The organism is Modestobacter sp. URMC 112 (assembly GCF_053502575.1).
The window spans coordinates 692,844-713,920 of record NZ_CP199957.1 but is presented as its reverse complement, the minus strand read 5'-3'; the positions used below and the strand labels follow the sequence as shown (position 1 = coordinate 713,920).

The following is a 21,077-nucleotide window of genomic DNA, read 5'->3' as shown; positions in this document are numbered from 1 at the left end:
GAACGCAGGAACAAAGTCGCGAGCGGCGTCCGTGCAGGTGGACGGGCGCGGCTGTGGCGGAGACCACCGTAGCCGAGGGGTCCGGCGGGCGGGTCAGCCGGTGCCGAGGTCCCAACGCAACCGGTCCACGTCCACCGTGAAGTAGGAGTGCTCGCGCCCGTCGAGCAGCACGACGGGCACCCGGTCGCCGTACTCGGCGCGCAGCTCGTCGTCGGCGTCCACGTCGACCAGCTGCGGGACCAGCCCGGCCTCGGCGGCCAGCCGGCCGACCGTCTCCGCGGCGATCTCGCACAGGTGGCAGCCGCTGCGGGTGAGCAGCTGCAGTCGCGCGTCAGCCACCGGACACCTCCCCGTCGGGGGCCGCACCGTCGGCTCCCGCAGCCGCGCGGGCCTCTGCCTCGGCGGCGATCCGTTCCAGGCCCAGCTCCCGGAGCCGGGCCCGGCTGACCTTGCCGGCCAGCGAGTGCGGCAGCTCGGGCACCACGTGCACGGCCGTCGGGACCTTGAACCGGGCCAGCGACGCCCGGGCGTGCGCCAGCAGCTCGGCCTCCCCGACCGGCTCCCCGGGCGCCCGGACCACGATGGCGTGCACCGCCTCCCCGGTGCGCGGGTCCGGCACCCCGATGACGGCGCTCTCGGCGACCCCCGGGTGGGCGTCCAGGACGCGCTCCACCTCCCCGGGGTAGACGTTGAAGCCGCTGACCAGCACCAGGTCACGACGGCGGTCGACCAGCCGCAGGTCGCCGTCGACGTCCCGGTAGGCGATGTCCCCGGTGAGCAGCCACCCCTCGGCGTCGGGCCCGTCCGCCCCGTCGGGCCAGTACCCGGAGAACAGGTTGGGGCCGCGGGCACACAGCTCGCCGGCCTCCTCGCCGTGGTGGTCGGGACCGTCCTCGCCGTAGGGGTCGCCGAAGACGCCGGGCCGCACCCGGCTGCCCGGGTCGGGACCGGCGACCGGCCCCCCGGCGGTGTCGCGCAGCGCGAGCTGGACGCCGGGCAGCGGTCCGCCGATGCACTGGGGCTTGGCCCGGCCGGTGGCCAGCGTGCTGGCCAGCACCGGGCCGGCCTCGGTCAGGCCGTAGCCCTCCCACACCGTGACCGCCGCGCGGTCCCGCATGCCGGTGAAGACGGCGGCCGGGAGCGGCGCGGCGCCGCAGGAGGCGGTGCGCACGGCGGCGAACGCGCGGCGCAGCGCCGTGTCGCTGCCCGCCGCGTCGGCCGCGGCCAGCCAGGCGGCGTACATCGGCGGCGCCCCCGGGACGGCGGTGACCTCCTCCTCGACCATCAGCCGCAGCGTGGCGACCGGGTCGAACTCCTCGACCAGCACTCCGCAGGCACCCGTCGCCGCCACCAGGCCGAACCCGGAGTTCAGGCCGTAGACGTGGAACAGCGGCAGCACCAGCAGGACCCGGTCGTCGGCCCGGACCGGCGGCGGGTCCAGCGCGAGGCACTGCTCCTGGTTGGCCAGCAGCGCGGCGTGGGTCAGCATCGCCCCGCGCGGCAGCCCCGTCGTCCCGCTGGTGTAGGCGAGCAGGGCGAGCGCCGTCGGGTCGTCGGGAGCCGGCGGCGGAGGTCGGTCGGCCGTGGGCGGGCCGTCGAGCACCGGCACCCCGGCGAGGTCGGACCGGGCCGCGCCGCCCACCAGCAGCCGCGCGCCCGAGTCGGTGAGCAGGTGGGTGACCTCGGGGTCGGTGTAGGCGGTGTTGACCGGCACGACGACCAGCCCGGCACGCAGTGCCCCGACCGCGGCCAGCACCCACTCGACGCCGTTGGGCAGCTGCACGGCGACCCGGTCGCCGGGGACCAGGCCGCGCTCGGCGTACCCGGCGGCGACCCGGTCCACGGCCGCGTCCACGTCGGCCCAGGTCAGCCGGCGGGACCCCTGGACCAGGGCCGGGTGGTCCCCCCGCACGGCGGCGGCCCGGCGCACCAGCGCGTCGAACGTGCGGGCGTCCCCGTCGGGTCCGCGAGCCGGCACCGTTCCCTCCCGAGGTCGCGCGGAGCCGTCCGGGACGGCGTCGCGTGGACGCAGCGCCCCGATGTTGTCACCATGGTCGTCGGCCCGCAGCGTGCGAGCGTCCCCTGATGGCCCGAGCCTTCGGCTCGGGGGTACGGACGAGGAGGTCCCACCGGCATGTCCCGCCCCCGGCTGGCGACGTCCCGGCCCGTCGTCGGCCGCGCCGGGCAACCGGCCACCTGCGCCGTCCCGCTCCCCCGGGCCGGCGACGCCCCGTCCGCCGCGGTGCGTCCGATCGGCCGGCTCGCCGCGCCGGCGGGGGACGCCGGCCCGCGACGGACCGAGGAGGAGACGGTCTGGCACCTGGTCCGCCGGGCCCAGGCCGGGGACGCCGAGGGCTTCGGTCTGCTGTACGACCGGTACGTCGACGTCGTCTTCCGGTTCCTGCTGCACCGGGTCGGCGACCGGGCCACCGCCGAGGACTTCACCAGCGAGACCTTCGTGCGGGCGCTGCGCCGGATCGACTCGCTGTCCTTCCAGGGCCGCGACGTGGGCGCCTGGCTGGTGACCATCGCCCGGAACATCGTGCTGGACCACGTCAAGAGCAGCCGGTTCCGGCTCGAGGTGACCACCGGGGACATGCGGGACGCCGACCGGGTCACCCCGGGACCGGAGGACACGGTCCTGCAGGCGATGACCCACGCCGAGCTGCTGGACGGGGTGCGGCAGCTGTCCGAGGACCAGCGGGAGTGCCTGGCGCTGCGGTTCCTGCAGGGCCTCACGGTCGCCGAGACCGCCGCGGCGATGGGCCGCAAGGACGGCGCGGTCAAGGCGCTGCAGCACCGGGCCGTCCGGCGGCTGGCGACGCTGTTCCCCGAGGGTCTGCGGTGACCGGCGACCCCGTCCCCGGCACCCCCAGGGCGGCGGCCGGTCCGCCCGGCCCCCGCCGCTAGGGTCGGACGAGGCGGCGGAGCCTCCGCCGGAGGGGGTGAGCGCCGTGGTCCGAGTGCCCTTCCGGGGCGGGGCGGCGCGGATCCCCGAAGGCCTCCCCGACGAGGAGACCAGGGCGCTCGTCGCCGGCACCGCCTCGGCCGCCGCGGCGGAGACCGAGCTCCCCCCGACGCCCGATCCCGACCGCACCGCCGCGGCGTTCTTCGACGTCGACAACACGATGATGATGGGCGCCTCGATCTTCTGGTTCGCCCGAGGCCTGGCCGCCCGCGAGTACTTCACCACCCGGGACGTGGCCTCCTTCATCTGGCAGCAGGCGAAGTTCCGGGTGGCCGGGACCGAGAGCAGCATCGACATGCACACCGTGCGGGACAACGCCCTGGCCTTCGTCGCCGGCCGCACCGTCGAGGAGATCCGCCGGGCCAGCGAGGAGATCTACGACGAGCTGATGGCCGACCGGATCTGGTCGGGCACCCGCAACCTCGCCCAGCAGCACCTCGACGCCGGGCAGCGGGTCTGGCTGGTCACCGCGACGCCCGTGGAACTGGCCTCGATCATCGCCCACCGGCTCGGGCTGACCGGCGCGCTGGGCACCGTCGCCGAGGTCGTCGACGGGAAGTTCACCGGCCGGCTGGTCGGGGAGCTGATGCACGGCGAGGCCAAGGCGCAGGCGGTCCGGGCGCTCGCCGAGCGGGAGCACCTGGACCTGTCCCGCTGCACCGCCTACAGCGACTCGACCAACGACCTGCCGATGCTGACCCTGGTCGGCACCGCCGTCGCGGTGAACCCGGACAGCGAGTTGCGCGCCGTCGCCCGGTCCCGCGGCTGGCTGGTCAAGGACTTCCGCACCGGCCGCAAGGCGGCCCGGATCGGCGTCCCCACGGTGGGTGCGGCGGCCCTGTCCGGCGGCGTGGTCGGCGGCCTGGTCGCCCTCCGCCGCCGCAACCTCTGGCCCTTCTGAACTGTCGTCCTCCGGACTCCCACCGCAGCCAGGGGCCGTGCCCCACTGGCGCTGAGCCGCTGCTGCCGCTCCTCGGGGAGGGCTTCGCCCCCCCGTCGTCGCGGCGTGCGGCTACCGCCGCACGTCCGTCTTCCAGCACGTTGCGTCGCTGACTCTCCTCGGGGAGCCTCCGGCCCCCCTCGTCGAGTCAGCTGAAGACGCTGCGACGCTGGAGCAGGAGCCGGTAGAGGGAGTGCTGGATGGTCTCCCGGACCTGGTCGGTCAGGTTGAACACCACCATCGGGTCGTCCGCGGCCGCCGGGCCGTAGGACGCCGTCTCGATCGGCTCGCCGAAGGCGATGAACCACTTCGAGGGCAGCGGCACCGCGCCGAGCGGGCCGAGCAGCGGGAACGTCGGCGTGATCGGGAAGTAGGGCAGTCCCAGCACGCGGGCGACCGTCTTGACGTTGCCGATCATCGGGTAGATCTCCTCGGCCCCGACGATCGCGCAGGGCACGATCGGCACCCCCGTGCGCAGAGCCGCCGTGACGAAACCGCCCCGGCCGAACCGCTGCAGGGTGTACCGCTCGCTGAACGGCTTGCCCACGCCCTTGAACCCCTCGGGGAAGACGCCGACCAGCTCGCCGCCCTGCAGCAGCCGTTCGGCGTCCTCGTTGCAGGCCAGGGTGGCGCCCATCTTGCGGGCCAGCGCTCCCATGAACGGCGTGGAGAACACCAGGTCCGCGCCGAGCAGCCGGAACCGCCGGGCGGCCGGGTGGTCGTCGTGCAGCGCGACCGTGGTCATCAGCGCGTCCACCGGGATGGTCCCCGAGTGGTTGGCCACCACGAGGGCGCCCCCGACGTCGGGCACGTTCTCCACGCCCTGCGTCTCCACCCGGAACCACTTGGAGAACCACGGCCGCATCATCGGCAGCAGCACGTGGTCGGTCAGGTCCGGGTCGAAGCCGAACTCGTCGGTGTCGTAGTCGCCGGTGAACCGGCGGCGGAGGAACTGCAGCGCGTCGCCGAGCTGCTCGTCCCATCCGGACGGCGGGGTCGGCGTGGGCTCGTCGTCCCCCGGGTGCAGCGGGATGACCCTGGCCTCAGGCACCGGGCAGCTCCGTTCGTCGGTGGGGTGTCGTCGGCGCGGTCACAGGTCGCGCACCGCGCGCAGGCCGGGCACGACCGGAGCGGGCGTCGCACGGCGCAGCGACCGCCGGACGGACCCGAGGGCCGCGGCGCCCTCGGCGACCCGGGACACCACCGTCCCGGCGCCGGCGGCAACCGCCCCGACCAGCTCCGGGGCGACCACGGGAGCCAGCGTCCGCCCGTAGTCGGCCAGCGCGGCCGACGTGGTGTAGCGCGGGGAGTAACCCAGCTGGTCCCGCAGTACGCGGGTGTCCAGCACGCGACCGAAGTTCAGCAACCGCATCTGCTCCGGTGACCAGTCGACCATGCCCGCGCGCCGGGTGAGCTTGGACAGCGACCCGATGGCCGGGGAGGGGACGGGGAGCGGGATGCGCCCTAGCCGGCGGATCGCCTGGGAGAGCAGCACCGTCCCGGGAGCGCCGACGTTGGCCGTGCCGGCGAAGTCCCCGGTGGTGGCGCGCACCAGGACGGCCAGCGCGTCGTCCTCGTGCAGCAGCTGCAGGCGCGCGTCGTAGCCGAGCACGGTCGGGACGAGCGGCAGCCGGAAGAACTCGGTCAGCAGCGAGTCGATGCGCGGGCCGATGAAGTGCGCGAAGCGCAGCACCGCCACGTCGACGTCGGGACGCCGCCGCGCGAAGGACCGGACGTAGCCCTCGATGTCCAGGCTGTCCTTGGCGAAGCCACCGCTGGGCACGTGCCGGGCCTGCATGGCCTCGGTGAAGACGGCGGGGTCGCGGGGACTCGCGCCGTACACCGCGCTGGTGGACTTGAGCACCAGCCGGCGCAGGGTGGGCGCCCGCTGGCAGGCGGCGAGCAGCTGCATGCTGCCGATGACGTTGAGCTCCTTCATCGGCACCCGCCCGCCGGCACCTGCCGGCGTCGCGCTGATGTTCATGTGCACGACCGTGTCGACGGCCGCGGACTCGATCACCTTGGCGATCAGCGGGTTGCGGATGTCGGCCCGGACGAACTCGGTGCGGCCCAGGCGCCGGAGCACCTGGGGGGACGGGGGGACGGTGTCCACCCCGATGACCCGGCCGATGGCCGGGTCGGCAGCCAGCTCGGCCGCCAGCGCACCCCCCAGCCACCTGCTCACACCGGTGACGAGGACGACCGCGGGCGGCACGAGCGTCAGCTCACTTCTTGTTGCGTCGCTGGACGCGGGTCTTCTTGAGGAGCTTGCGGTGCTTCTTCTTCGCCATCCGCTTGCGGCGCTTCTTGATGACCGAACCCATGTCAGTGCTCCCGACGTCGTGGTCGCGCGGCGACCGGGAGGGTGACCGGGGCGGTCACGCCGGGCACCGTGCGAGGTGAACAGCTCGTGCGCGGGCCACCCCGCCACGGGGCGGCACCGCTCGACGTCCGAGCCTACCTGCCAGGTGTCGACGGGCCGAGACACTCACCCTGCCGGGTCCCGCCGCGAGCCCGGTGACGTGCTGGAGCGGCCCCGTCGCAGGGTCCCGCCGCGAGCCCGGTGACGTGCTGGAGCGGCCCCGTCGCAGGGTCCCGCCGCGAGCCTGCGAGTGGCGGGGGGCGGCGGGGTCCTTCCTCAGGCGATGTCGGTGTAGGCGTCGCGCAGGTAGTCGTGCACGGCGCGCTCCGGCACGCGGAAGGAACGGCCGACGCGGACGGCGGCGAGCTCGCCACCGTGCACCAGGCGGTAGACGGTCATCTTGGAGACGCGCATGAGGGCGGCGACCTCGGCGACGGTCAGGAAGGCGACGGCGGCGCGGGGGGCCGGGACGGCGGCCGGGCGACCGACCGGCACGGAGGCCGGGTGGGCGGCCGGGACCGGGCGGCCGAGCGAGGCGGCCGAGATGGGCCGGCCCATCTGGCGCGGCGCCGGGACACCCGGGCGAGCGGTCTGCACGGTGGCGCGGTGGGGCATGGTCATCTGGATCATCTCCGGGTTCAGCACGAGTCGGGCCACCGGCTTCCCCACCGGCGGACGGGACACGCACGTGCTGTTGAGAAGAACCCTAGGGGGACCTGAGTGACAGAAGCGATGGGTGAAACGGACAGGCGGACCGGTCCGTCCTGGGCACAAGTGGACAGAGACACAGGGTGACACTCCTGTGACGGCGTGTTATCCACAAGCCGACGAGTCGACACCACCCCTCGTCCACAACCAACTGTGGAGAACTACACCGCTGTCTTTCACTTTCCACACACTGGGTGCCTCGTTGCTCACTGCCCGCATCGACACCCGGTCACCCATGACGTGCTGGAAACGCCACATCACGAACCGTGTCCGGTCAGTGCGCAGCACCCAGCTCCACGGAGCGGTCATGGGCCGCCTCGATGGCCGCGATCAGGGCCGCCCGGACACCGTGCCGCTCGAGCTCCCGGATGGCCGCGATGGTCGTCCCACCGGGGCTGGTGACCGCCTCCCGCAGCTGCACCGGGTGCTCCCCCGAGTCGCGCAGCATGACCGCCGCCCCCAGCGCCGTCTGCACGATCAGGTCCGCGGCCAACGTCCTGGGCAGGCCCAGCAGGATGCCGGCGTCGATCATCGCCTCGACCAGGAAGAAGAAGTAGGCCGGGCCGCTGCCGGACAGTGCGGTCACGGCGTCCTGCTGGCTCTCCGGCACCCGGCGCACCCGCCCGACGGGTGACAGCAGCGCCTCGGCCTCGTCCAGGTGCGCGTTCGAGGCGTGCGTGCCGGCGGACAGCACGCTCATGCCCTCGTCGACCAGAGCGGGCGTGTTGGGCATGACCCGCACGACCGGCGTGCCGGCCGGCAGCGCGTCCTCGATGCGGGCCGTCGGCACCCCGGCGGCGACCGAGACGACCAGGTGGTCCGCGGTGACGTGCGGTCCGAGCAGGGCGAGCAGGGCGTCGATGTCCTGCGGCTTGACCGCGAGCAGCAGCACGCGGCACCGACCGGCGGCCCCGGCGAGGTCCTCGGTGGCCACCCCGTAGCGCGTGGTCAGCTCCGCGGCGCGCTCCGCGCTCCGCTCCACGACGACGATGTCCCCCGGCCCGGCCCCGTGCGCGCCCGCCTGGCGGATCAGCCCGGCGAGCAGCGCCTCGCCGATCTTGCCGCCGCCGATGATGGCCAGTCCCGAACGCCCGCCTGTGGTCACGGCGGCGACGGTAGTGCCCGGGCCCGGGGACGACGTCCGTGGCCGCCCTGCCGGTCCCGCGGCCGGACGGGCTCAGCCGGCCAGCAGCCCCGCGGCCGGCGCGATGACCAGCAGTGCCCCGGCGAACACCAGCACCGCCAGCAGCGGCACCCCCAGCTGGGCCTGCTCGTGCCGGTGCCGCCACGCCGCGACCCCGGCGACCAGGGCGGTGAGCACGAGGGGCGCGGCGATCAGCGCGACGTAGGGCATCAGCTCCCACAGCACGGTGAACGCGAAGTAGGTGCCGACCCCGATCCCGACGGCCAGCAGCAGCTCCAGCGCGAAGCGCAGCCAGGCCAGCGCGCTCTGCACCGCGGTCGGTGGGGGCGCGTCGGGGTCGGCCGTCTCGGCGGCCAGCGCACCGGCGGCCACGGCGGCGAACGAGCCCGTCGCCACCGGGTCGTCGGTGCTCGGCACCCCCGGCTTGCGGGAGGGCCGCAGCCCACGGATCCCCGAGGTGGTCGGTCCGGCCGTGGCAGCCGCACGGTGCGACGACCGGGGCGCGGGCGCGGCCGGCGGGGTCGCAGCCGGCGCCGCTGCCCCGGCGCGGGCCGCGGCCGGCGCCGGGCTCGCGGGGGCCGGCGCGGCGGGCGCGGCGGAGACGTTGCGGCCGGTGCGGGCCTCCTCCCGCGGAGCCTCCCGCGGGCGGGCGACCTGGGCCGGCGGTCCGGGGTCGGCCGGTGGCCTCAGCCGGCTGTGCGGCTGGTCCGCGGGGGCCGGTCGGGCCGGCCAGTCGGCCCGGGCGGCCTCGTCGCTCCGCTTAGGCCGGGTGCCGAACTCGGACTCGAGTCCGTGCTGCCGAAGGATCTCGGCGACCTCGGCCTGGGTCCTGGCCTCCGGGCGGGGAGGAGCGGCGGACGCGCCCCGCGGCGGGGCGGGCGCTTTCCGCGGTGCGGCGTCCCGCGACTGGGCCGGGGTCTGCCGGCCCCGGGAGCCGGTGCCGGGGCCGCCGTCCGGTCCCGGGCGCAGCTTCGACGGCGGCTGGTCCTCCGGCGCCGGTCGCGCCGGCCAGTCCGCCTTCGGCTCGCCCTCCCGCCGGCGCCGGCCCGGCCGGGTGCCGAACTCGGACTCCAGGCCGTGCTCGCGCAGGATCTCCGCCAGCGAGCGGACGGTGTGGTCACCCGGAGGTCCGGACATCACGCCCCCTCCAGGACGTCGAGGCGACGCAGGATGACCCCTTCACGCAGCGCCCATGGGCAGACACGGACGCACGGTACGTCCACGGCGCGCATGGCAGCCTGCGCCACGACGGCGCCCGCGGGAACCTGGTGCGCCCGCTGGGGAGAGACCCCCTGCAGCTCGGCGAGCGCCGAGGACTCGATCCGCGAGACGAACCCGATCACCTGGGAGAGGCCGGTCGCGGTCAGCTCACGCGGCACGCGCAACCCGGCGCCGGACGGCGCGGCCCCCGCGAGCCGGGCCAGGCTGCGGAACGTCTTGGACGTCGCGGCGACGAGGTCGGGCTCGCCGGCCGCCTGCAACTTGGCGCCGACGGGGGCGAGGACGTCCTCGGCGTGCAGCCGGAGCTCCTCCAGCGCGGCCAGGTCCGGCCGGCCGCCGCTCTCCGCCTCGGGCAGGAACCGCCGGGTCATCCGGCCGGCGCCCAGCGGCACGGAGAGCGCCACGTCGGGGTCCTCGTCCAGGCCGGAGGCCAGCTCCAGCGAACCGCCGCCGATGTCCAGGACGAGCAGCCGGCCGGCGCTCCACCCGAACCACCGGCGCACCGCCAGGAAGGTCAGCCGCGCCTCGTCCTCCCCGGTGAGCACCTGCAGGTCGACGCCGGTCTGCTCGCGGACCCGGCGCAGCACCGCCGCCCCGTTGTCGGCCTCCCGGATCGCCGAGGTGACGAAGGCCAGCAGGTCGTCGCACCGCTGGTGGGCGGCCTGCTGCTTGGCCCGCTGCACCGCGGTGAGCAGCGCCTTCTCCCCCGCCTTGGACAGCTTCCCGTCCTCGCCGACGTGCTCGGCGAGCCGCAGCACCGAGCGGTCGTCGTGCATCGGGGTGGGGTGGGCACCACGGTGCGCGTCCACCACCAGCAGGTGGACGGTGTTCGATCCGACGTCCAGCACACCGAGCCGCATGCCGCAGAGTCTGCCGGGTCGGGGACCTACGCTGCGCCGGTGGCACCGCAACGACCGTCCGCGCCGCCCGAGGTGGGCCTGGACTTCGCCCGGGAGTGGGTCGAGTTCACCGACCCGGCGGACGCCGACCACCGGGTGCGGGCCGACCTGACCTGGCTGACCTCCGCCTGGACCTGTGTCTACGGCCGCGGCTGCGCCGGCGTCGTGGCGGGCCGGCCCGAGGACGGCTGCTGCAACCACGGCGCCTTCTTCACCGACGGGGACGACCTGGCCCGGGTCGGGACGGCGGTGGCCGAGCTCGGGGACGCCGACTGGGCGCACGCCGCGCAGTGGCGGGAGGACTGGACCGAGCCGGACACGCTGACCGAGCCGGACCCCGACGCCGACCCCGACGCCCCGGACGACCCCGATGCCGAGCCCGTCGAGCAGGCGCTGCGCACCCGCGTCGTGGACGGCGCCTGCGTGTTCCTCAACCCCCCGGGCTGGCCCGGCGGTGCCGGCTGCGCCCTGCACGCCATGGCGGTCCGCCAGGGCCGTCACCCGCTGGAGACCAAGCCCGACGTCTGCTGGCAGCTGCCGGTCCGCCGCGAGCAGGAGTGGGTCGACCGGCCCGACGACACCCGGGTGCTGGTGTCGACCATCGGGGAGTTCGACCGGCGCGCCTGGGGCCCGGGCGGGCACGACCTGCACTGGTGGTGCACCGGGTCCCCGGTGGCACACGTGGCCGCCGAGCCGCTGGTCGAGACCTACGCCGCCGAGCTGGTCGCGCTGCTGGGCGCGCCGGCCTACGCCGAGCTACGCCGGCTCACCCAGGCCCGCCTCGACGCCGGGCTCGTCGCCCCGCACCCGGCCGGCCCCGGGCCAGTGCCGGTGCAGCTGCACCGGCGCCGGCCCGGCTGAGCCACCGGCGCCCGCGGCCCGGAAGGTCTGCCGGTAGGCACGCGGGGACACCCCGCGGCGGCGGGTGAACTGGTCGCGCAGCCCCGCCGCGGTGCCGAACCCGACCAGCCGCGCGACCTCCTCCACCGGGGCGTCGCTCTCCTCGAGCAGCGCCTCGGCGGTGGCCAGCCGCTGGTCCAGCAGCCAGGCGTGCGGCGTCGTCCCGGTGGTGAGCTTGAACCGGCGGGCGAAGCTCCGTGGGCTCATCAGCGCCCGGCGGGCCAGCAGGTCGACGGTGATCTCCTCGGCCAGGTGCGCCCGGGCCCAGTCGAGCACCACGCCGAGGCGGTCGTCCTCGCAGCGCGCCACCGGAGCGTCGATGAACTGCGCCTGGCCGCCGTCCCGGTGCGGCGGGACGACCATCTCGCGGGCCAGCGCGTTGGCCGCCGCGGCGCCCCACTCGCGACGGACCAGGTGCAGCAGCGTGTCGACGCCGGCCGCCGTCCCGGCACCGGTGAGCACCTGGCCGGCGTCGACGTAGAGCACCGACGGGTCGACGTGCACAGCGGGGAAGCGTGCGGCGAGCTCGCCGGCGTACTTCCAGTGCGTGGCGGCCCGCTGCCCGTCGAGCAGGCCGGCGGCGGCCAGCACGAAGGCGCCGGTGCACTGGCTGACCACCAGGGCGCCGCGGGCGTGGGCCGCGCGCAGCGCCGCCAGCATCTCCGGCGGGGGGTCGGCGGAGTACAGCTCCCAGGCGGTGAGCAGGACGACGTCGGAGACGGCCAGCCGGTCCAGTCCGTGCTCGACGACGACGGCGATGCCGGTGTCGGTGCGCAGCACGCCCGGACGGGGACCGACCAGGGCGAAGTCGAACCGCGGCAGGCCCAGTGCCCGGCGGTCGTAGCCGAAGACCTCGGCGGCGACGCCCAGGCCGAAGCTCCCCACCGATCCGTCGGCGACGACGGCGCTGACGACCAGGGGGCGGGCGGTGTGGTCCACGTCTCCATGATGGCAGGTTCGACGCGGTCGTGGTCAGTCCTGCCACTCGTCGCACGGGGAGCTCGGCGCCACGCTCGTCCCATGTTGCTGATCACCTGCCCCACGACGGGGACCGACGAACTGGTCGCCGACCGGCGCATCCGGTCGGTCACGAACCACCCCACGCACATCGCGCTGGCCGTCGACTGCCCGTGCGGTGCGGTGCACGTGTACCGCACCGGGCGGCGCTGGGAGGAGCGGCCCGACCGGGTGCCGGCCCGGGAGGCGCGACAGCTGCTCCCGGCCTAGGCTCGAACACATGAGCGAATCGAACGCACCCGTCAACTCCGGCCAGCAGGGCGACCCGACGGCGGAGAAGGACCCCTCCGACTGGGTCACCGGCGGCGAGCCGGCCACCGGCGCCCAGAAGAGCTACCTGAACACCCTCGCCCGGCAGGCCGGCGAAGAGGTGCCCGACGACATCACCAAGGCGGACGCCTCGGTCAAGATCGATGAGCTGCAGGAAGAGACCGGTCGCGGCCAGTGACAGGCCGCGGCCCGTAGGGCCCCGTCCCGAGGCTCACCCCGAGCTCGCGAGGGGTGAGGAGGACGGGGTCCTTCCGGCCGCAGGCGGTCACCTCGGGCGGCGGGCCCGCATGGCCCCGTCCGGAGGCTCACCCCGAGCTTGCGAGGGGTGAGGAGGACGGGGTCCTTCCGGCCGCAGGCGGTCACCTCGGGCGGCGGGCCCGCATGGCCCCGTCCAGAGGCTCACCCCGAGCTTGCGAGGGGTGAGGAGGACGGGGCCCTTCAGGCGTCGAACTTGTAGCCGAGGCCCCGCACGGTGAGCAGGTACCGCGGGTTGGCCGGGTCGGGCTCGATCTTGGCCCGCAGCCGCTTCACGTGGACGTCGAGGGTCTTGGTGTCCCCGACGTAGTCCGCGCCCCAGACCCGGTCGATGAGCTGCCCGCGGGTGAGCACCCGGCCGGCGTTGCGCAGCAGCAGCTCGAGCAGGTCGAACTCCTTGAGCGGCAGCGCGACCGGGTGCCCGTCGACGGCCACCACGTGCCGTTCCACGTCCAGCCGCACCGGACCGGCGGTGAGCGAGGTGTCGGCGGTGGGCTCCGGGTCGGTGCCGCGGCGCAGCACCGCCCGGATCCGGGCCAGCAGCTCGCGAGCGGAGTAGGGCTTGGTGACGTAGTCGTCCGCGCCCAGCTCCAGGCCGACCACCTTGTCGATCTCGCCGTCCTTGGCGGTCAGCATGATGATCGGGACCGAGCTCCTGGCCCGCAGCGAGCGGCAGACCTCGGTGCCCGACAGCCCCGGCAGCATCAGGTCCAGCAGCACGATGTCGGCGCCGGCGCGGTCGAACTCCGCCAGCGCGCCGACCCCGTCGGCGGCCACCACCGTCTCGTAGCCCTCACGGCGCAGCATGTACGACAGCGCGTCGGAGAAGGACTCCTCGTCCTCCACCACGAGCACTCGGGTCATGGACGTCCTCTCGTCGCGGCCCCGGTGGGGCCGTCCTCTCGTCGGGCCCTCGGCGGGCCGTCCGTTCGTGTGTCCTGTGCCGGCGGGTCCTCGCCGGGGTGCACCTCGCCACCGGACGGGCCGCCGGCCTCGGTCGCGGCACCGTCGACGAAGGGTGGCCGAGGCGTGGCGCGCAGCTCGGCCAGCGGCGGGACCGGTGGCCGCTCGGCGTCCCCTGCCGGGTCCGGCGCCGTCACGCCGGCAGCCAGCGGGATGCGCAGGGTGAAGGTCGAGCCCAACCCCTCCTCGCTCCACACCGACACCGACCCGCCGTGGTTGCTGGCCACGTGCTTGACGATCGCCAGCCCGAGGCCGGTGCCGCCGGTGGCGCTGGCCCGGGACTGGTCGACCCGGTAGAAGCGCTCGAACACCCGGCCTCGGTCCGGCCGTGGGATGCCGATGCCGGAGTCGGTGACCGCGATCTCGGCGAAGCCGGACCGGGCGCGGGCGCCCACCGCGATCGTGGTGCCCTCGGGGCTGTAGGACACGGCGTTGGCCAGCAGGTTGGTCAGCGCGGTGGCGAGCTGGGCCTCCACACCCTGCACCACCAGTCCGGGCTGTGCCCCGACGGCGAGCTGGATGTCCTTGGCGGCGGCGGCCGCGCGGGTGCGGTCGACGGCCTCGCCGACCACGGTGGCGATGGCCACCGGCGCCAGCTCGGGCAGCGGCTCGGCGCCCTGCAGCCGGGAGAGGTCGATGAGCTCCCGCACCAGGCGGGCCAGCCGGTCGGCCTCGTGCTGCATCCGGGCGGCGAAGCGCTGCACCGTCTCCGGGTCGTCGGCCGCCCCCTGCACCGCCTCGGCCAGCAGGGCCAGCGCACCCACCGGCGTCTTCAGCTCGTGCCCCACGTTCGCGACGAAGTCGCGGCGCACCGCCTCCACCCGCCGTGCCTCGGTCACGTCCTGGAGGACCAGCGCCACCGGCGCCGGGGTCAGCGCCGGCCCGCTCTCCAGCCGGACGCCGTGCACGCCGACCGTGCGCGGCCCGCCGCCGACCAGGTCACCGGGCAGGGCCACGTCGGCCCGGCGGCTGCCGTGGGCCTGCACGCTGCGGGCGACGTCCACCAGGCCGGGGACCAGCAGGCGGTTGCCGCGCAGGATCCCCAGCGCGCGGGCGGACGGGTTGGCCATCAGCACGGCGTCGTCGGGTCCGAGCACCACGACGGCGGGGTCCATCAGGTCGACCAGCCGGCGGCTGAGCGCGGCCTCCTCGTCGGCCCGCAGCTCCACGCCCGGCTGCCGGCCGGGGTTGTCGTCGGCACGGCTGCCGGGCCCGAACAACGCCCAGCCGGCCCGCGCCGCCGAGACGGCGAGCAGCAGGCCGATCAACAGGCCCGCCACCAGGGCGACCACCGGGTCCACGGCTCGATGCTAGATCGACACGACCGCCTGACCAGCGACTCCGGGGAGGATCACCCCTGCAGGGCGCAAGAGTTCACCGCGGCGTGCCCGCCCGTTCACCCGCCGGTCCCCTCGGCGCCGCCGGGACGTCTCTACGCTCGGTGACACACGTGTGTCGACGGTCCAACCGCGGCCGTCACGCGGGTGGACGACCTGCGCCGGCGGCGGCGCGAGGAGGAGGAACCGTGCGGGAGAGCTACCGCGAGGAGCTGGAGGACATCACCGCCTGCCTGGTGGAGATGTCGAACTCGGTGGGATCGGCGATGAGCACGGCGACGACCGCGCTGCTCGACGCGGACGTGGCCCTCGCCGACCTGGTGATCACCGGCGACGCGCGCATCGACGCGGTCCGGGAGAGCATCGAGGAGCGCTGCTTCACGCTGCTCGCCCGGCAGCAGCCGGTCGCCACCGACCTGCGGATGATCACCACCGCGATGCGGATCGTCGCCGACCTGGAGCGGATGGGCGACCTCGCCGAGCACATCGCCAAGGTGGCCCGGATGCGCTTCCCGGACCACGCGGTGCCGCAGGAGGTCCGGCCGATGTTCCTGGAGGCCGGGCACGTCGCCGAGAGCCTGGTGACCAAGGCCGGCACGGTCATCGCCAAGCGCGACGTCCAGGCCGCCGCCGAGCTCGAGGCCGAGGACGACGTCATGGACCGGCTGCACAAGCAGATGTTCCTGGAGCTGCTGTCCGACGACTGGCCGCACGGCATCGAGACGGCGATCGACGTCACCCTGCTGGGCCGCTACTACGAGCGCTTCGCCGACCACGCGGTCAGCGTCGCGCGTCGCGTCGTCTACCTGGTGACGGGCGAGAAGCCGAAGCCCGCCACCCCCGCCGACTGAGGCCGGCCCTCTCCACGGCCAGAGGCGGCCCTGTCGCCGAGGTCGGCCCCGTGGCAGGGCCCCGCGCCGAGCGTCAGCGAGGTGTGGGGGGCGACGGGGTCCTTCACTTCTTGCCCTGGTTCTTGACCGCCTCGATCGCCGCGGTCGCGGCCTCCGGGTCCAGGTACTGCCCACCGGGCCGGGTGGGACGCAGGTCGGCGTCCAGGTCGTAGCGCAGCGGGATCCCGGTGGGGATGTTGAGGCCGACGACCTCCTCCTCGCCCATGCCGTCGAGGTGCTTGACCAGCGCCCGGAGGCTGTTGCCGTGCGCGGCCACCAGGACGGTCTGCCCGCGGCGCAGGTCGGGCACGATCGCGTCGTACCAGTAGGGCAGCATCCGGACGACGACGTCGGCCAGGCACTCGGTGGCCGGGCGGGCCTCCGGGGGCAGCGAGGCGTAGCGCGGGTCGCCGTCCTGGCTGTACTCGCTGTCGGCCTCGATCGGCGGCGGCGGGGTGGCGTAGCTGCGGCGCCAGGTCATGAACTGCTCCTCGCCGTACTCGGCGAGGGTGGCCGCCTTGTCCAGGCCCTGCAGCGCGCCGTAGTGCCGCTCGTTGAGGCGCCAGGACCGGTGGACCGGGATCCACTGCCGGCCCGCCGCGGCCAGCGCGAGCTCCGCGGTGGTGATCGCCCGCCGCAGCAGCGACGTGTGCAGCACGTCGGGCAGCAGGTCGTGCTCGGTGAGCAGCTGCCCGCCGCGGGTGGCCTCGGCCCGGCCCTTCTGCGAGAGCTCGACGTCCACCCAGCCGGTGAACAGGTTGGCCTTGTTCCACTCGCTCTCACCGTGGCGGAGCAGTACCAGGGTCCCGGTGTCGGTCACGAGCGACATCCTGCCCGACGGCCGCCGCCGCGGCGCCGCGTGCTCGGCAGCTGCCCGCCCCCGGGCAGGATCGGCCCATGAGCGCACTGGCCCGCTGGGCCGACGAGCTGGCCGCCTGGGCCATCGACCCGGCCCTGCTGGCCGCCGCCCCGGAGTCCCCCTACGGCTTCCCGGCCGGGCTGTTCGGCGCCGACCGCGGAGCCGCCGTCACCACCGAGGTCATCGCCGCGGTCGCCCCGGGGAGCGTGCTGGACGTCGGCTGCGGCGGCGGCGCGGCCAGCGTGCCGGTCGGCGCCGCGGAGCTGCTCGGGGTCGACGAGTCCGCGGAGCTGCTCGCCCGCTTCGCCGCGGCGGCCGGGCCGCGGGCCCGCACCTGGCTCGGCCGCTGGCCCGACGTCGCCGGCGAGGTGCCGGCCGCTGACGTCGCGGTGGCCGCCAACGTCGTCTACAACGTGCCCGATGTCGAGCCGTTCGTCCGTGAGCTCACCGGCCACGCCCGCCGGCGGGCGGTGGTGGAGCTGACCGACGTGCACCCGTGGACGTCGATGGGCCGGCTGTGGCGGCACTTCCACGGCCAGGAGCGGCCGAACGGGCCGAGCGCCGAGCTGTTCGGCGAGGTGCTCACCGAGCTGGGGCTGGCCTGGGAGTCGCGGACCTGGCCGCGCGCGGACCCGTGGCGGGACGCGCCCGCCGACGTCGTGCTGGCCTTCACCCGCCGCCGGCTGTGCCTGCCGGCCTCCCGGGACGCCGAGGTGGCGGCGGCGATGGCCCGGTTCCCGGACGAGCGGCCGCGCAGCGGCACCACCTACTGGTGGGAGGGCTCGGCCGAGCGGTCCTGACCGGCCGCCGGGGCTCGGCCCGGCATCCACACCAGGACGACGGCGGTCGCCACCAGCGTGGCCGCCACGGTGCCCAGCGCGGTCAGGTGCATGGCGTCCACGAACGCCTCGCGGGCCGGCTCGACCACCCCGAGGGCGGACCGGGCCGCCTCGGCGCCCCCGCGCTGCGCCTGCTCGACCGCCGCGAGGGTGCCCACGATGGACTCCCGGGCCTCGTCCCGGGCGTCGGGCGGGAGCGCGTCGGCCGCGCCGCCCAGCCGGGAGGCGTAGGCCGAGGCCATCACCGAGCCCAGGATCGCCACGCCCAGCGCGCCGCCCACCTGCCGGACGGAGTTGTTCACCGCCGCTCCCGCGCCGGCCTTCTCCCGCGGGACCACGGACATGATCGCCTCGGTGGCCGGCGCGAGGACCAGCCCCATCCCGCTGCCCTGCACCGCGAAGTCCACGAGTACCAGCCACAGCGGCGCGTCCTGGTCCAGCAGCTGGACGCCGGCGAAGGAGACGGCCACCAGCAGGAACCCGGCGGCCACGACGGCCTTGGGGCCCAGCCGCGAGGACAGCCGGGAGCTGACCGGCCCCATCACCGCCATCCCGACGGCCACCGGGATCAGCACGGCACCGCTCTGCAGCGGCGACAGGTCGCGCACGCCCTGCAGGTAGAAGACCAGGTAGAAGGTGGCGCCCTGGAGGGCGAAGAAGTTCAGCGCCAGCGCGCCCGCGGACGCGGAGAACGCCGGGTTGCGGAACAGGCTGACGTCCAGCGCCGGATGGACGGTGCGGCGCTGCCACCAGACGAACACCGCCAGCAGCACCAGCCCGCCGAGGAGCGGGCCGAGCACCTCCGGCGTGGTCCAGCCCGCGCCCGAGCCGCCGCGGATGATCCCGAACACCAGGCCGGCCAGCGCGACGATCGACAGCAGCACGCCGGGCACGTCCAGCCGTCCCGGCGAGGGGTCCCGGGACTCGGGCACCACCAGCAGGATCCCGGCCGCGCCGAGGGCGGCGACCGGGACGCCGAGCAGGAAGACCGCTCCCCACCAGAAGTGCTCGAGCACCAGCCCCCCGGCGAGCGGGCCGCCGGCCACCGCGATGCCGGCGGCACCGGCCCAGATGCCGATGGCCCGGCCCCGTTCGCCGGCCGGGAAGACGTTGGTGATGACCGCCAGGGTGGCCGGCTGGACCGCGGCGCCACCGACGCCCATCAGCGCCCGCCAGGCGATCAGCTCGATCGCCGAGCCGCTGAAGGCGGCCAGCACCGAGCCGACCGAGAAGATCGCCAGCCCGGCGAGCAGCACCTTGCGGCGGCCGATCCGGTCACCGACCACGCCCCAGCTGAACAGCAGCCCGGCGAAGACGAGGATGTAGGAGTCGATCGCCCACTGCAGCTCCCCCTGGGTCGCCGACAGCTCCTCCTGCAGGGTGGGCAGGGCGACGTTGAGGATGGTGTTGCCGGTGATCACCATCAGCAGGCAGACGATCATCGTCGCCAGCACCCACCACCGCCGCTCGTAGCCCGGCGGCCGCTCGTCCTCGTCGGCGTCCGGCCGGGTCTGCTGCGCGGGGCGGGTGGCCCTCATCCCGCCGGCTCGCCGTCGTCCCGGTCGCGGTCGGTCCCGTCCGGGCGCCCGGACTCCACGAAGGCGGCGAAGGCGGCGAGGTTGGCCAGCGACTCACCGCGCTGCACCCGCCAGGCCCACTCCCGCCGGATGGAGCTGCCGAAGCCGATCTCCAGCATCGTGTTGAAGTGCTCGTCGGCGTAGGTGAGCACGGCGCCCAGCAGGGTGTCGATCTCCTCCGGGGTGACCGCGCCGTGCCCGAGCCGGCCGGTGAGCCAGACGTCGCCGACGCGGTCGATGGAGTAGCTGACCCCGTACATGCGGGCGTTGTGCTGCAGCAGCCAGGTCCACAGCTGCTCGCGGTTCTCGTCCGGCTGCCGGCAGACGAAGGCCTCGATCCGGAAGCCGTGGTCGCCCACGATCATGCCGACCACGGTCCGGAGCTTGTTGGTGCCGGGGAGGGTGACGACGAACCGGCCGGGGGCGGTCTGCTCGAACTCCAGCTCGGCGGCGCGCAGCGTGCTCTCCACGACGGCGGCCAGCTCCGCCACGGTCCGCCTGCTCATCGCGCCGCGGTGCCCCCTGGCAGCAGCCGGACGGCGTCCCGGGTCAGGCGGTCGCGCGCCGACTGCAGCTGCCCCCTGCCGGCGGCCATCTCGGCCATCGCCGCGGTGTAGGCGGCCACCAGGGAGTCCACGGTGCGGTCCCAGCTGAACCGGCTGGCGTGCCGGCGGGCGCCGGCGGCGAGCAGCTCCCGGCGGGCGAGGACCCGCCGGATCGCCGCGGCGTAGTCGGCCGGGTCCCGGCCCGCGACGAGCAGGCCGGAGACGCCGTCGTCCACCGCGGTGTGCAGGCCGCCGACGGCGGCGGCCACGACCGGGGTGCCGCAGGCCTGCGCCTCCAGGGCCACCAGCCCGAAGGACTCGTTGTGGCTGGGCACGACGGCCACGTCGGCGGCGCGGTAGTGGTCGGCGAGCCGGGCGGGCGGCTGAGGTGGCAGGAACCGGACGACGTCGGTCACGCCCAGCCGCACCGCCAGCTCCTGCAGCCGCCGGGGTTCGGCCAGGCCGGAGCCGCTGGGCGCGCCCACCACGAGCACCTGCAGCCGCTCGCGCAGGGCCGGGTCGTCGGCGAGCATCCGGGCGGCGGCCTGCAGCAGCAGGTCGGGTGCCTTCAGCGGCTGGATGCGGCCGACGAAGAGCAGGACGACGGCGTCGGCCGGCACCCCGATCCGCGCCCGGGCGGCCCGCTGGTCACCGGGGCTGAACTGCTGGAGGTCCACCCCGGGCGGGACGACCAGCGTGCGCCGCGGGTCGGCGTCGTACCAGCGGACGAGCTGGTCGGCCTCGTCGGCGGTGTTGGCCACCAGCCGGTCGGCCTCGGCCACCACCTGCTCCTCGCCGATCACCCGGGCCAGCGGCTCGGGGGCGTCGCCCTCGGCCAGCGCGGCGTTCTTCACCTTGGCCAGGGTGTGCGCCGAGTGCACCAGCGGGACACCCCAGCGGTCCCGGGCCAGCCAGCCCACCTGGCCGGACAGCCAGTAGTGGGAGTGCACGACGTCGAAGTGCCCGGACTCGTGCTGGGCCTCCTCGCGCAGCACCGCGGCGGTGAAGGCGCACAGCTGGCCGGGGAGGTCGTCCTTGCCCAGGCCCTCGAACGGGCCCGCGCTGACGTGCCGCACCGTGACGCCGGGGCTCATCTCGACCACCGGCGGCAGGTCGCTGGAGGTGGCCCGGGTGAACACGTCGACGGCGATGCCGCGCTCGGCCAGCCGGCGGGACACCTCGACGACGTAGACGTTCAGGCCCCCCGCGTCCCCGGCACCGGGCTGGTCCAGCGGGCTGGTGTGCACCGAGAGGGTGGCGACCCGGCGGGGCACCGGGTGGCCGGCGCCGTGCCAGGCGGCGCGTGGGTGCCGGCGAGCGGGCACGGCTCTCCTCCCGCTCGGGCGTGTGCACGGCGCCCGGACGGGACACCCTCTCGACGCG

General features: G+C 75.4%; 23 protein-coding genes. 7 read left to right on the top strand and 16 right to left on the bottom strand.

All coding sequences use genetic code 11. The features are described 5' to 3' along the window. Positions 1 to 93: 93 nt before the first annotated feature. Together ACWIX6_RS03425 and ACWIX6_RS03420 are read right to left on the bottom strand one after the other, a co-directional pair. Positions 94 to 339, bottom strand: a complete 246-nt coding sequence (locus tag ACWIX6_RS03425; RefSeq protein WP_448615451.1) for a glutaredoxin family protein — start codon at positions 337 to 339, stop codon at positions 94 to 96. Next, positions 332 to 1,978, bottom strand: coding sequence for an AMP-binding protein (locus tag ACWIX6_RS03420; protein ID WP_448615450.1), 1,647 nt, complete (start codon positions 1,976 to 1,978; stop codon positions 332 to 334). The genes ACWIX6_RS03425 and ACWIX6_RS03420 overlap by 8 nt, the downstream gene beginning before the upstream one ends. A gap of 156 nt (positions 1,979 to 2,134) precedes the next feature. Here ACWIX6_RS03420 and ACWIX6_RS03415 point away from each other — a divergent pair, with 156 nt between their 5' ends. Next, positions 2,135 to 2,848, top strand: coding sequence for a sigma-70 family RNA polymerase sigma factor (locus ACWIX6_RS03415; RefSeq protein WP_448615449.1), 714 nt, complete (start codon positions 2,135 to 2,137; stop codon positions 2,846 to 2,848). A gap of 106 nt (positions 2,849 to 2,954) precedes the next feature. Further along, positions 2,955 to 3,869, top strand: a complete 915-nt coding sequence (locus tag ACWIX6_RS03410) for an HAD family hydrolase (protein WP_448615448.1) — start codon at positions 2,955 to 2,957, stop codon at positions 3,867 to 3,869. Positions 3,870 to 4,056: 187 nt separating this feature from the next. Here ACWIX6_RS03410 and ACWIX6_RS03405 read toward each other — a convergent pair whose 3' ends face one another. The 7 genes from ACWIX6_RS03405 to ACWIX6_RS03375 all read right to left on the bottom strand — a co-directional run bounded on the left by ACWIX6_RS03405 (position 4,057) and on the right by ACWIX6_RS03375 (position 10,203). Beyond that, positions 4,057 to 4,959, bottom strand: a complete 903-nt coding sequence (locus ACWIX6_RS03405; RefSeq protein WP_448615447.1) for a lysophospholipid acyltransferase family protein — start codon at positions 4,957 to 4,959, stop codon at positions 4,057 to 4,059. A 39-nt stretch (positions 4,960 to 4,998) separates the two neighbouring features. After that, positions 4,999 to 6,123, bottom strand: a complete 1,125-nt coding sequence (locus ACWIX6_RS03400) for an NAD-dependent epimerase/dehydratase family protein (RefSeq protein WP_448615446.1) — start codon at positions 6,121 to 6,123, stop codon at positions 4,999 to 5,001. Between the two features lie 10 nt (positions 6,124 to 6,133). Continuing rightward, positions 6,134 to 6,232: a 30S ribosomal protein bS22 gene (locus ACWIX6_RS03395; RefSeq protein WP_012854759.1), complete on the bottom strand. Its 99-nt coding sequence runs from the start codon at positions 6,230 to 6,232 to the stop codon at positions 6,134 to 6,136. A 314-nt stretch (positions 6,233 to 6,546) separates the two neighbouring features. Then, the gene (locus ACWIX6_RS03390) at positions 6,547 to 6,939 is read right to left on the bottom strand and encodes a helix-turn-helix domain-containing protein (protein ID WP_448615445.1); all 393 of its coding nucleotides are present in this window, start codon (positions 6,937 to 6,939) and stop codon (positions 6,547 to 6,549) included. Between the two features lie 313 nt (positions 6,940 to 7,252). Further along, the gene (proC, locus tag ACWIX6_RS03385) at positions 7,253 to 8,083 is read right to left on the bottom strand and encodes a pyrroline-5-carboxylate reductase (RefSeq protein WP_448615444.1); all 831 of its coding nucleotides are present in this window, start codon (positions 8,081 to 8,083) and stop codon (positions 7,253 to 7,255) included. A 72-nt stretch (positions 8,084 to 8,155) separates the two neighbouring features. Then, positions 8,156 to 9,259, bottom strand: a complete 1,104-nt coding sequence (locus ACWIX6_RS03380; protein WP_448615443.1) for a hypothetical protein — start codon at positions 9,257 to 9,259, stop codon at positions 8,156 to 8,158. After that, positions 9,259 to 10,203: a Ppx/GppA phosphatase family protein gene (locus ACWIX6_RS03375; RefSeq protein WP_448615442.1), complete on the bottom strand. Its 945-nt coding sequence runs from the start codon at positions 10,201 to 10,203 to the stop codon at positions 9,259 to 9,261. The genes ACWIX6_RS03380 and ACWIX6_RS03375 overlap by 1 nt, the downstream gene beginning before the upstream one ends. Before the next feature lie 39 nt (positions 10,204 to 10,242). Between ACWIX6_RS03375 and ACWIX6_RS03370 the strand changes: the two genes are divergently transcribed. Beyond that, positions 10,243 to 11,103, top strand: a complete 861-nt coding sequence (locus ACWIX6_RS03370; protein ID WP_448615441.1) for a hypothetical protein — start codon at positions 10,243 to 10,245, stop codon at positions 11,101 to 11,103. Here the strand turns inward: ACWIX6_RS03370 and ACWIX6_RS03365 are convergent. Then, on the bottom strand, positions 10,999 to 12,081 hold the full coding sequence (locus ACWIX6_RS03365) for a helix-turn-helix domain-containing protein (protein WP_448615440.1): 1,083 nt from the start codon (positions 12,079 to 12,081) through the stop codon (positions 10,999 to 11,001). The genes ACWIX6_RS03370 and ACWIX6_RS03365 overlap by 105 nt on opposite strands. 81 nt (positions 12,082 to 12,162) lie before the next feature. Between ACWIX6_RS03365 and ACWIX6_RS03360 the strand changes: the two genes are divergently transcribed. Together ACWIX6_RS03360 and ACWIX6_RS03355 are read left to right on the top strand one after the other, a co-directional pair. Continuing rightward, on the top strand, positions 12,163 to 12,369 hold the full coding sequence (locus tag ACWIX6_RS03360) for a hypothetical protein (RefSeq protein WP_448615439.1): 207 nt from the start codon (positions 12,163 to 12,165) through the stop codon (positions 12,367 to 12,369). A gap of 10 nt (positions 12,370 to 12,379) precedes the next feature. Then, positions 12,380 to 12,607, top strand: a complete 228-nt coding sequence (locus ACWIX6_RS03355) for a DUF3072 domain-containing protein (protein ID WP_448615438.1) — start codon at positions 12,380 to 12,382, stop codon at positions 12,605 to 12,607. Between the two features lie 260 nt (positions 12,608 to 12,867). Here ACWIX6_RS03355 and ACWIX6_RS03350 read toward each other — a convergent pair whose 3' ends face one another. Next, positions 12,868 to 13,548, bottom strand: coding sequence for a winged helix-turn-helix domain-containing protein (locus tag ACWIX6_RS03350; RefSeq protein ID WP_448615437.1), 681 nt, complete (start codon positions 13,546 to 13,548; stop codon positions 12,868 to 12,870). After that, a complete protein-coding gene (locus ACWIX6_RS03345) occupies positions 13,545 to 14,948 on the bottom strand; it encodes a sensor histidine kinase (RefSeq protein WP_448615436.1) in 1,404 nt (467 codons plus the stop codon). The genes ACWIX6_RS03350 and ACWIX6_RS03345 overlap by 4 nt, the downstream gene beginning before the upstream one ends. Before the next feature lie 224 nt (positions 14,949 to 15,172). Here ACWIX6_RS03345 and phoU point away from each other — a divergent pair, with 224 nt between their 5' ends. Further along, a complete protein-coding gene (gene phoU / locus ACWIX6_RS03340; protein ID WP_448615435.1) occupies positions 15,173 to 15,835 on the top strand; it encodes a phosphate signaling complex protein PhoU in 663 nt (220 codons plus the stop codon). 103 nt (positions 15,836 to 15,938) lie between these two features. Here the strand turns inward: phoU and ACWIX6_RS03335 are convergent, their stop codons facing one another. Then, positions 15,939 to 16,703: a phosphoglyceromutase gene (locus ACWIX6_RS03335; RefSeq protein ID WP_448615434.1), complete on the bottom strand. Its 765-nt coding sequence runs from the start codon at positions 16,701 to 16,703 to the stop codon at positions 15,939 to 15,941. 68 nt (positions 16,704 to 16,771) lie between these two features. Between ACWIX6_RS03335 and ACWIX6_RS03330 the strand changes: the two genes are divergently transcribed. After that, entirely contained in the window at positions 16,772 to 17,533 is a 762-nt protein-coding gene (locus ACWIX6_RS03330; RefSeq protein ID WP_448615433.1) for a methyltransferase domain-containing protein, read from the top strand. On the opposite strand, the gene ACWIX6_RS03325 is transcribed toward ACWIX6_RS03330, so the two are convergent. From ACWIX6_RS03325 to mshA, 3 genes are read right to left on the bottom strand one after another with little or no spacing between them, the layout of a single operon-like run. Beyond that, positions 17,500 to 19,110, bottom strand: coding sequence for an MFS transporter (locus ACWIX6_RS03325; RefSeq protein WP_448615432.1), 1,611 nt, complete (start codon positions 19,108 to 19,110; stop codon positions 17,500 to 17,502). The genes ACWIX6_RS03330 and ACWIX6_RS03325 overlap by 34 nt on opposite strands. Further along, positions 19,107 to 19,655 carry a YbjN domain-containing protein gene (locus ACWIX6_RS03320; RefSeq protein WP_448615431.1) on the bottom strand — a complete coding sequence of 183 codons (549 nt, stop codon included), beginning with the start codon at positions 19,653 to 19,655 and terminating at the stop codon, positions 19,107 to 19,109. The genes ACWIX6_RS03325 and ACWIX6_RS03320 overlap by 4 nt, the downstream gene beginning before the upstream one ends. Next, positions 19,652 to 21,019 carry a D-inositol-3-phosphate glycosyltransferase gene (mshA, locus tag ACWIX6_RS03315; RefSeq protein ID WP_448615430.1) on the bottom strand — a complete coding sequence of 456 codons (1,368 nt, stop codon included), beginning with the start codon at positions 21,017 to 21,019 and terminating at the stop codon, positions 19,652 to 19,654. The genes ACWIX6_RS03320 and mshA overlap by 4 nt, the downstream gene beginning before the upstream one ends. Positions 21,020 to 21,077 lie beyond the last annotated feature (58 nt).

Bases quoted from the DNA above. Each gene is read 5' to 3' on its own strand.
- ACWIX6_RS03325 (WP_448615432.1), bottom strand. From the start codon at position 19,110: ATGAGGGCCACCCGCCCCGCGCAGCAGACCCGGCCGGACGCCGACGAG.
- ACWIX6_RS03380 (WP_448615443.1), bottom strand. From the start codon at position 9,259: ATGTCCGGACCTCCGGGTGACCACACCGTCCGCTCGCTGGCGGAGATC.
- ACWIX6_RS03320 (WP_448615431.1), bottom strand. From the start codon at position 19,655: ATGAGCAGGCGGACCGTGGCGGAGCTGGCCGCCGTCGTGGAGAGCACG.
- ACWIX6_RS03415 (WP_448615449.1), top strand. From the start codon at position 2,135: ATGTCCCGCCCCCGGCTGGCGACGTCCCGGCCCGTCGTCGGCCGCGCC.
- ACWIX6_RS03330 (WP_448615433.1), top strand. From the start codon at position 16,772: ATGAGCGCACTGGCCCGCTGGGCCGACGAGCTGGCCGCCTGGGCCATC.
- ACWIX6_RS03335 (WP_448615434.1), bottom strand. From the start codon at position 16,703: ATGTCGCTCGTGACCGACACCGGGACCCTGGTACTGCTCCGCCACGGT.
- ACWIX6_RS03350 (WP_448615437.1), bottom strand. From the start codon at position 13,548: ATGACCCGAGTGCTCGTGGTGGAGGACGAGGAGTCCTTCTCCGACGCG.
- ACWIX6_RS03375 (WP_448615442.1), bottom strand. From the start codon at position 10,203: ATGCGGCTCGGTGTGCTGGACGTCGGATCGAACACCGTCCACCTGCTG.
- ACWIX6_RS03360 (WP_448615439.1), top strand. From the start codon at position 12,163: ATGTTGCTGATCACCTGCCCCACGACGGGGACCGACGAACTGGTCGCC.
- ACWIX6_RS03395 (WP_012854759.1), bottom strand. From the start codon at position 6,232: ATGGGTTCGGTCATCAAGAAGCGCCGCAAGCGGATGGCGAAGAAGAAG.
- ACWIX6_RS03355 (WP_448615438.1), top strand. From the start codon at position 12,380: ATGAGCGAATCGAACGCACCCGTCAACTCCGGCCAGCAGGGCGACCCG.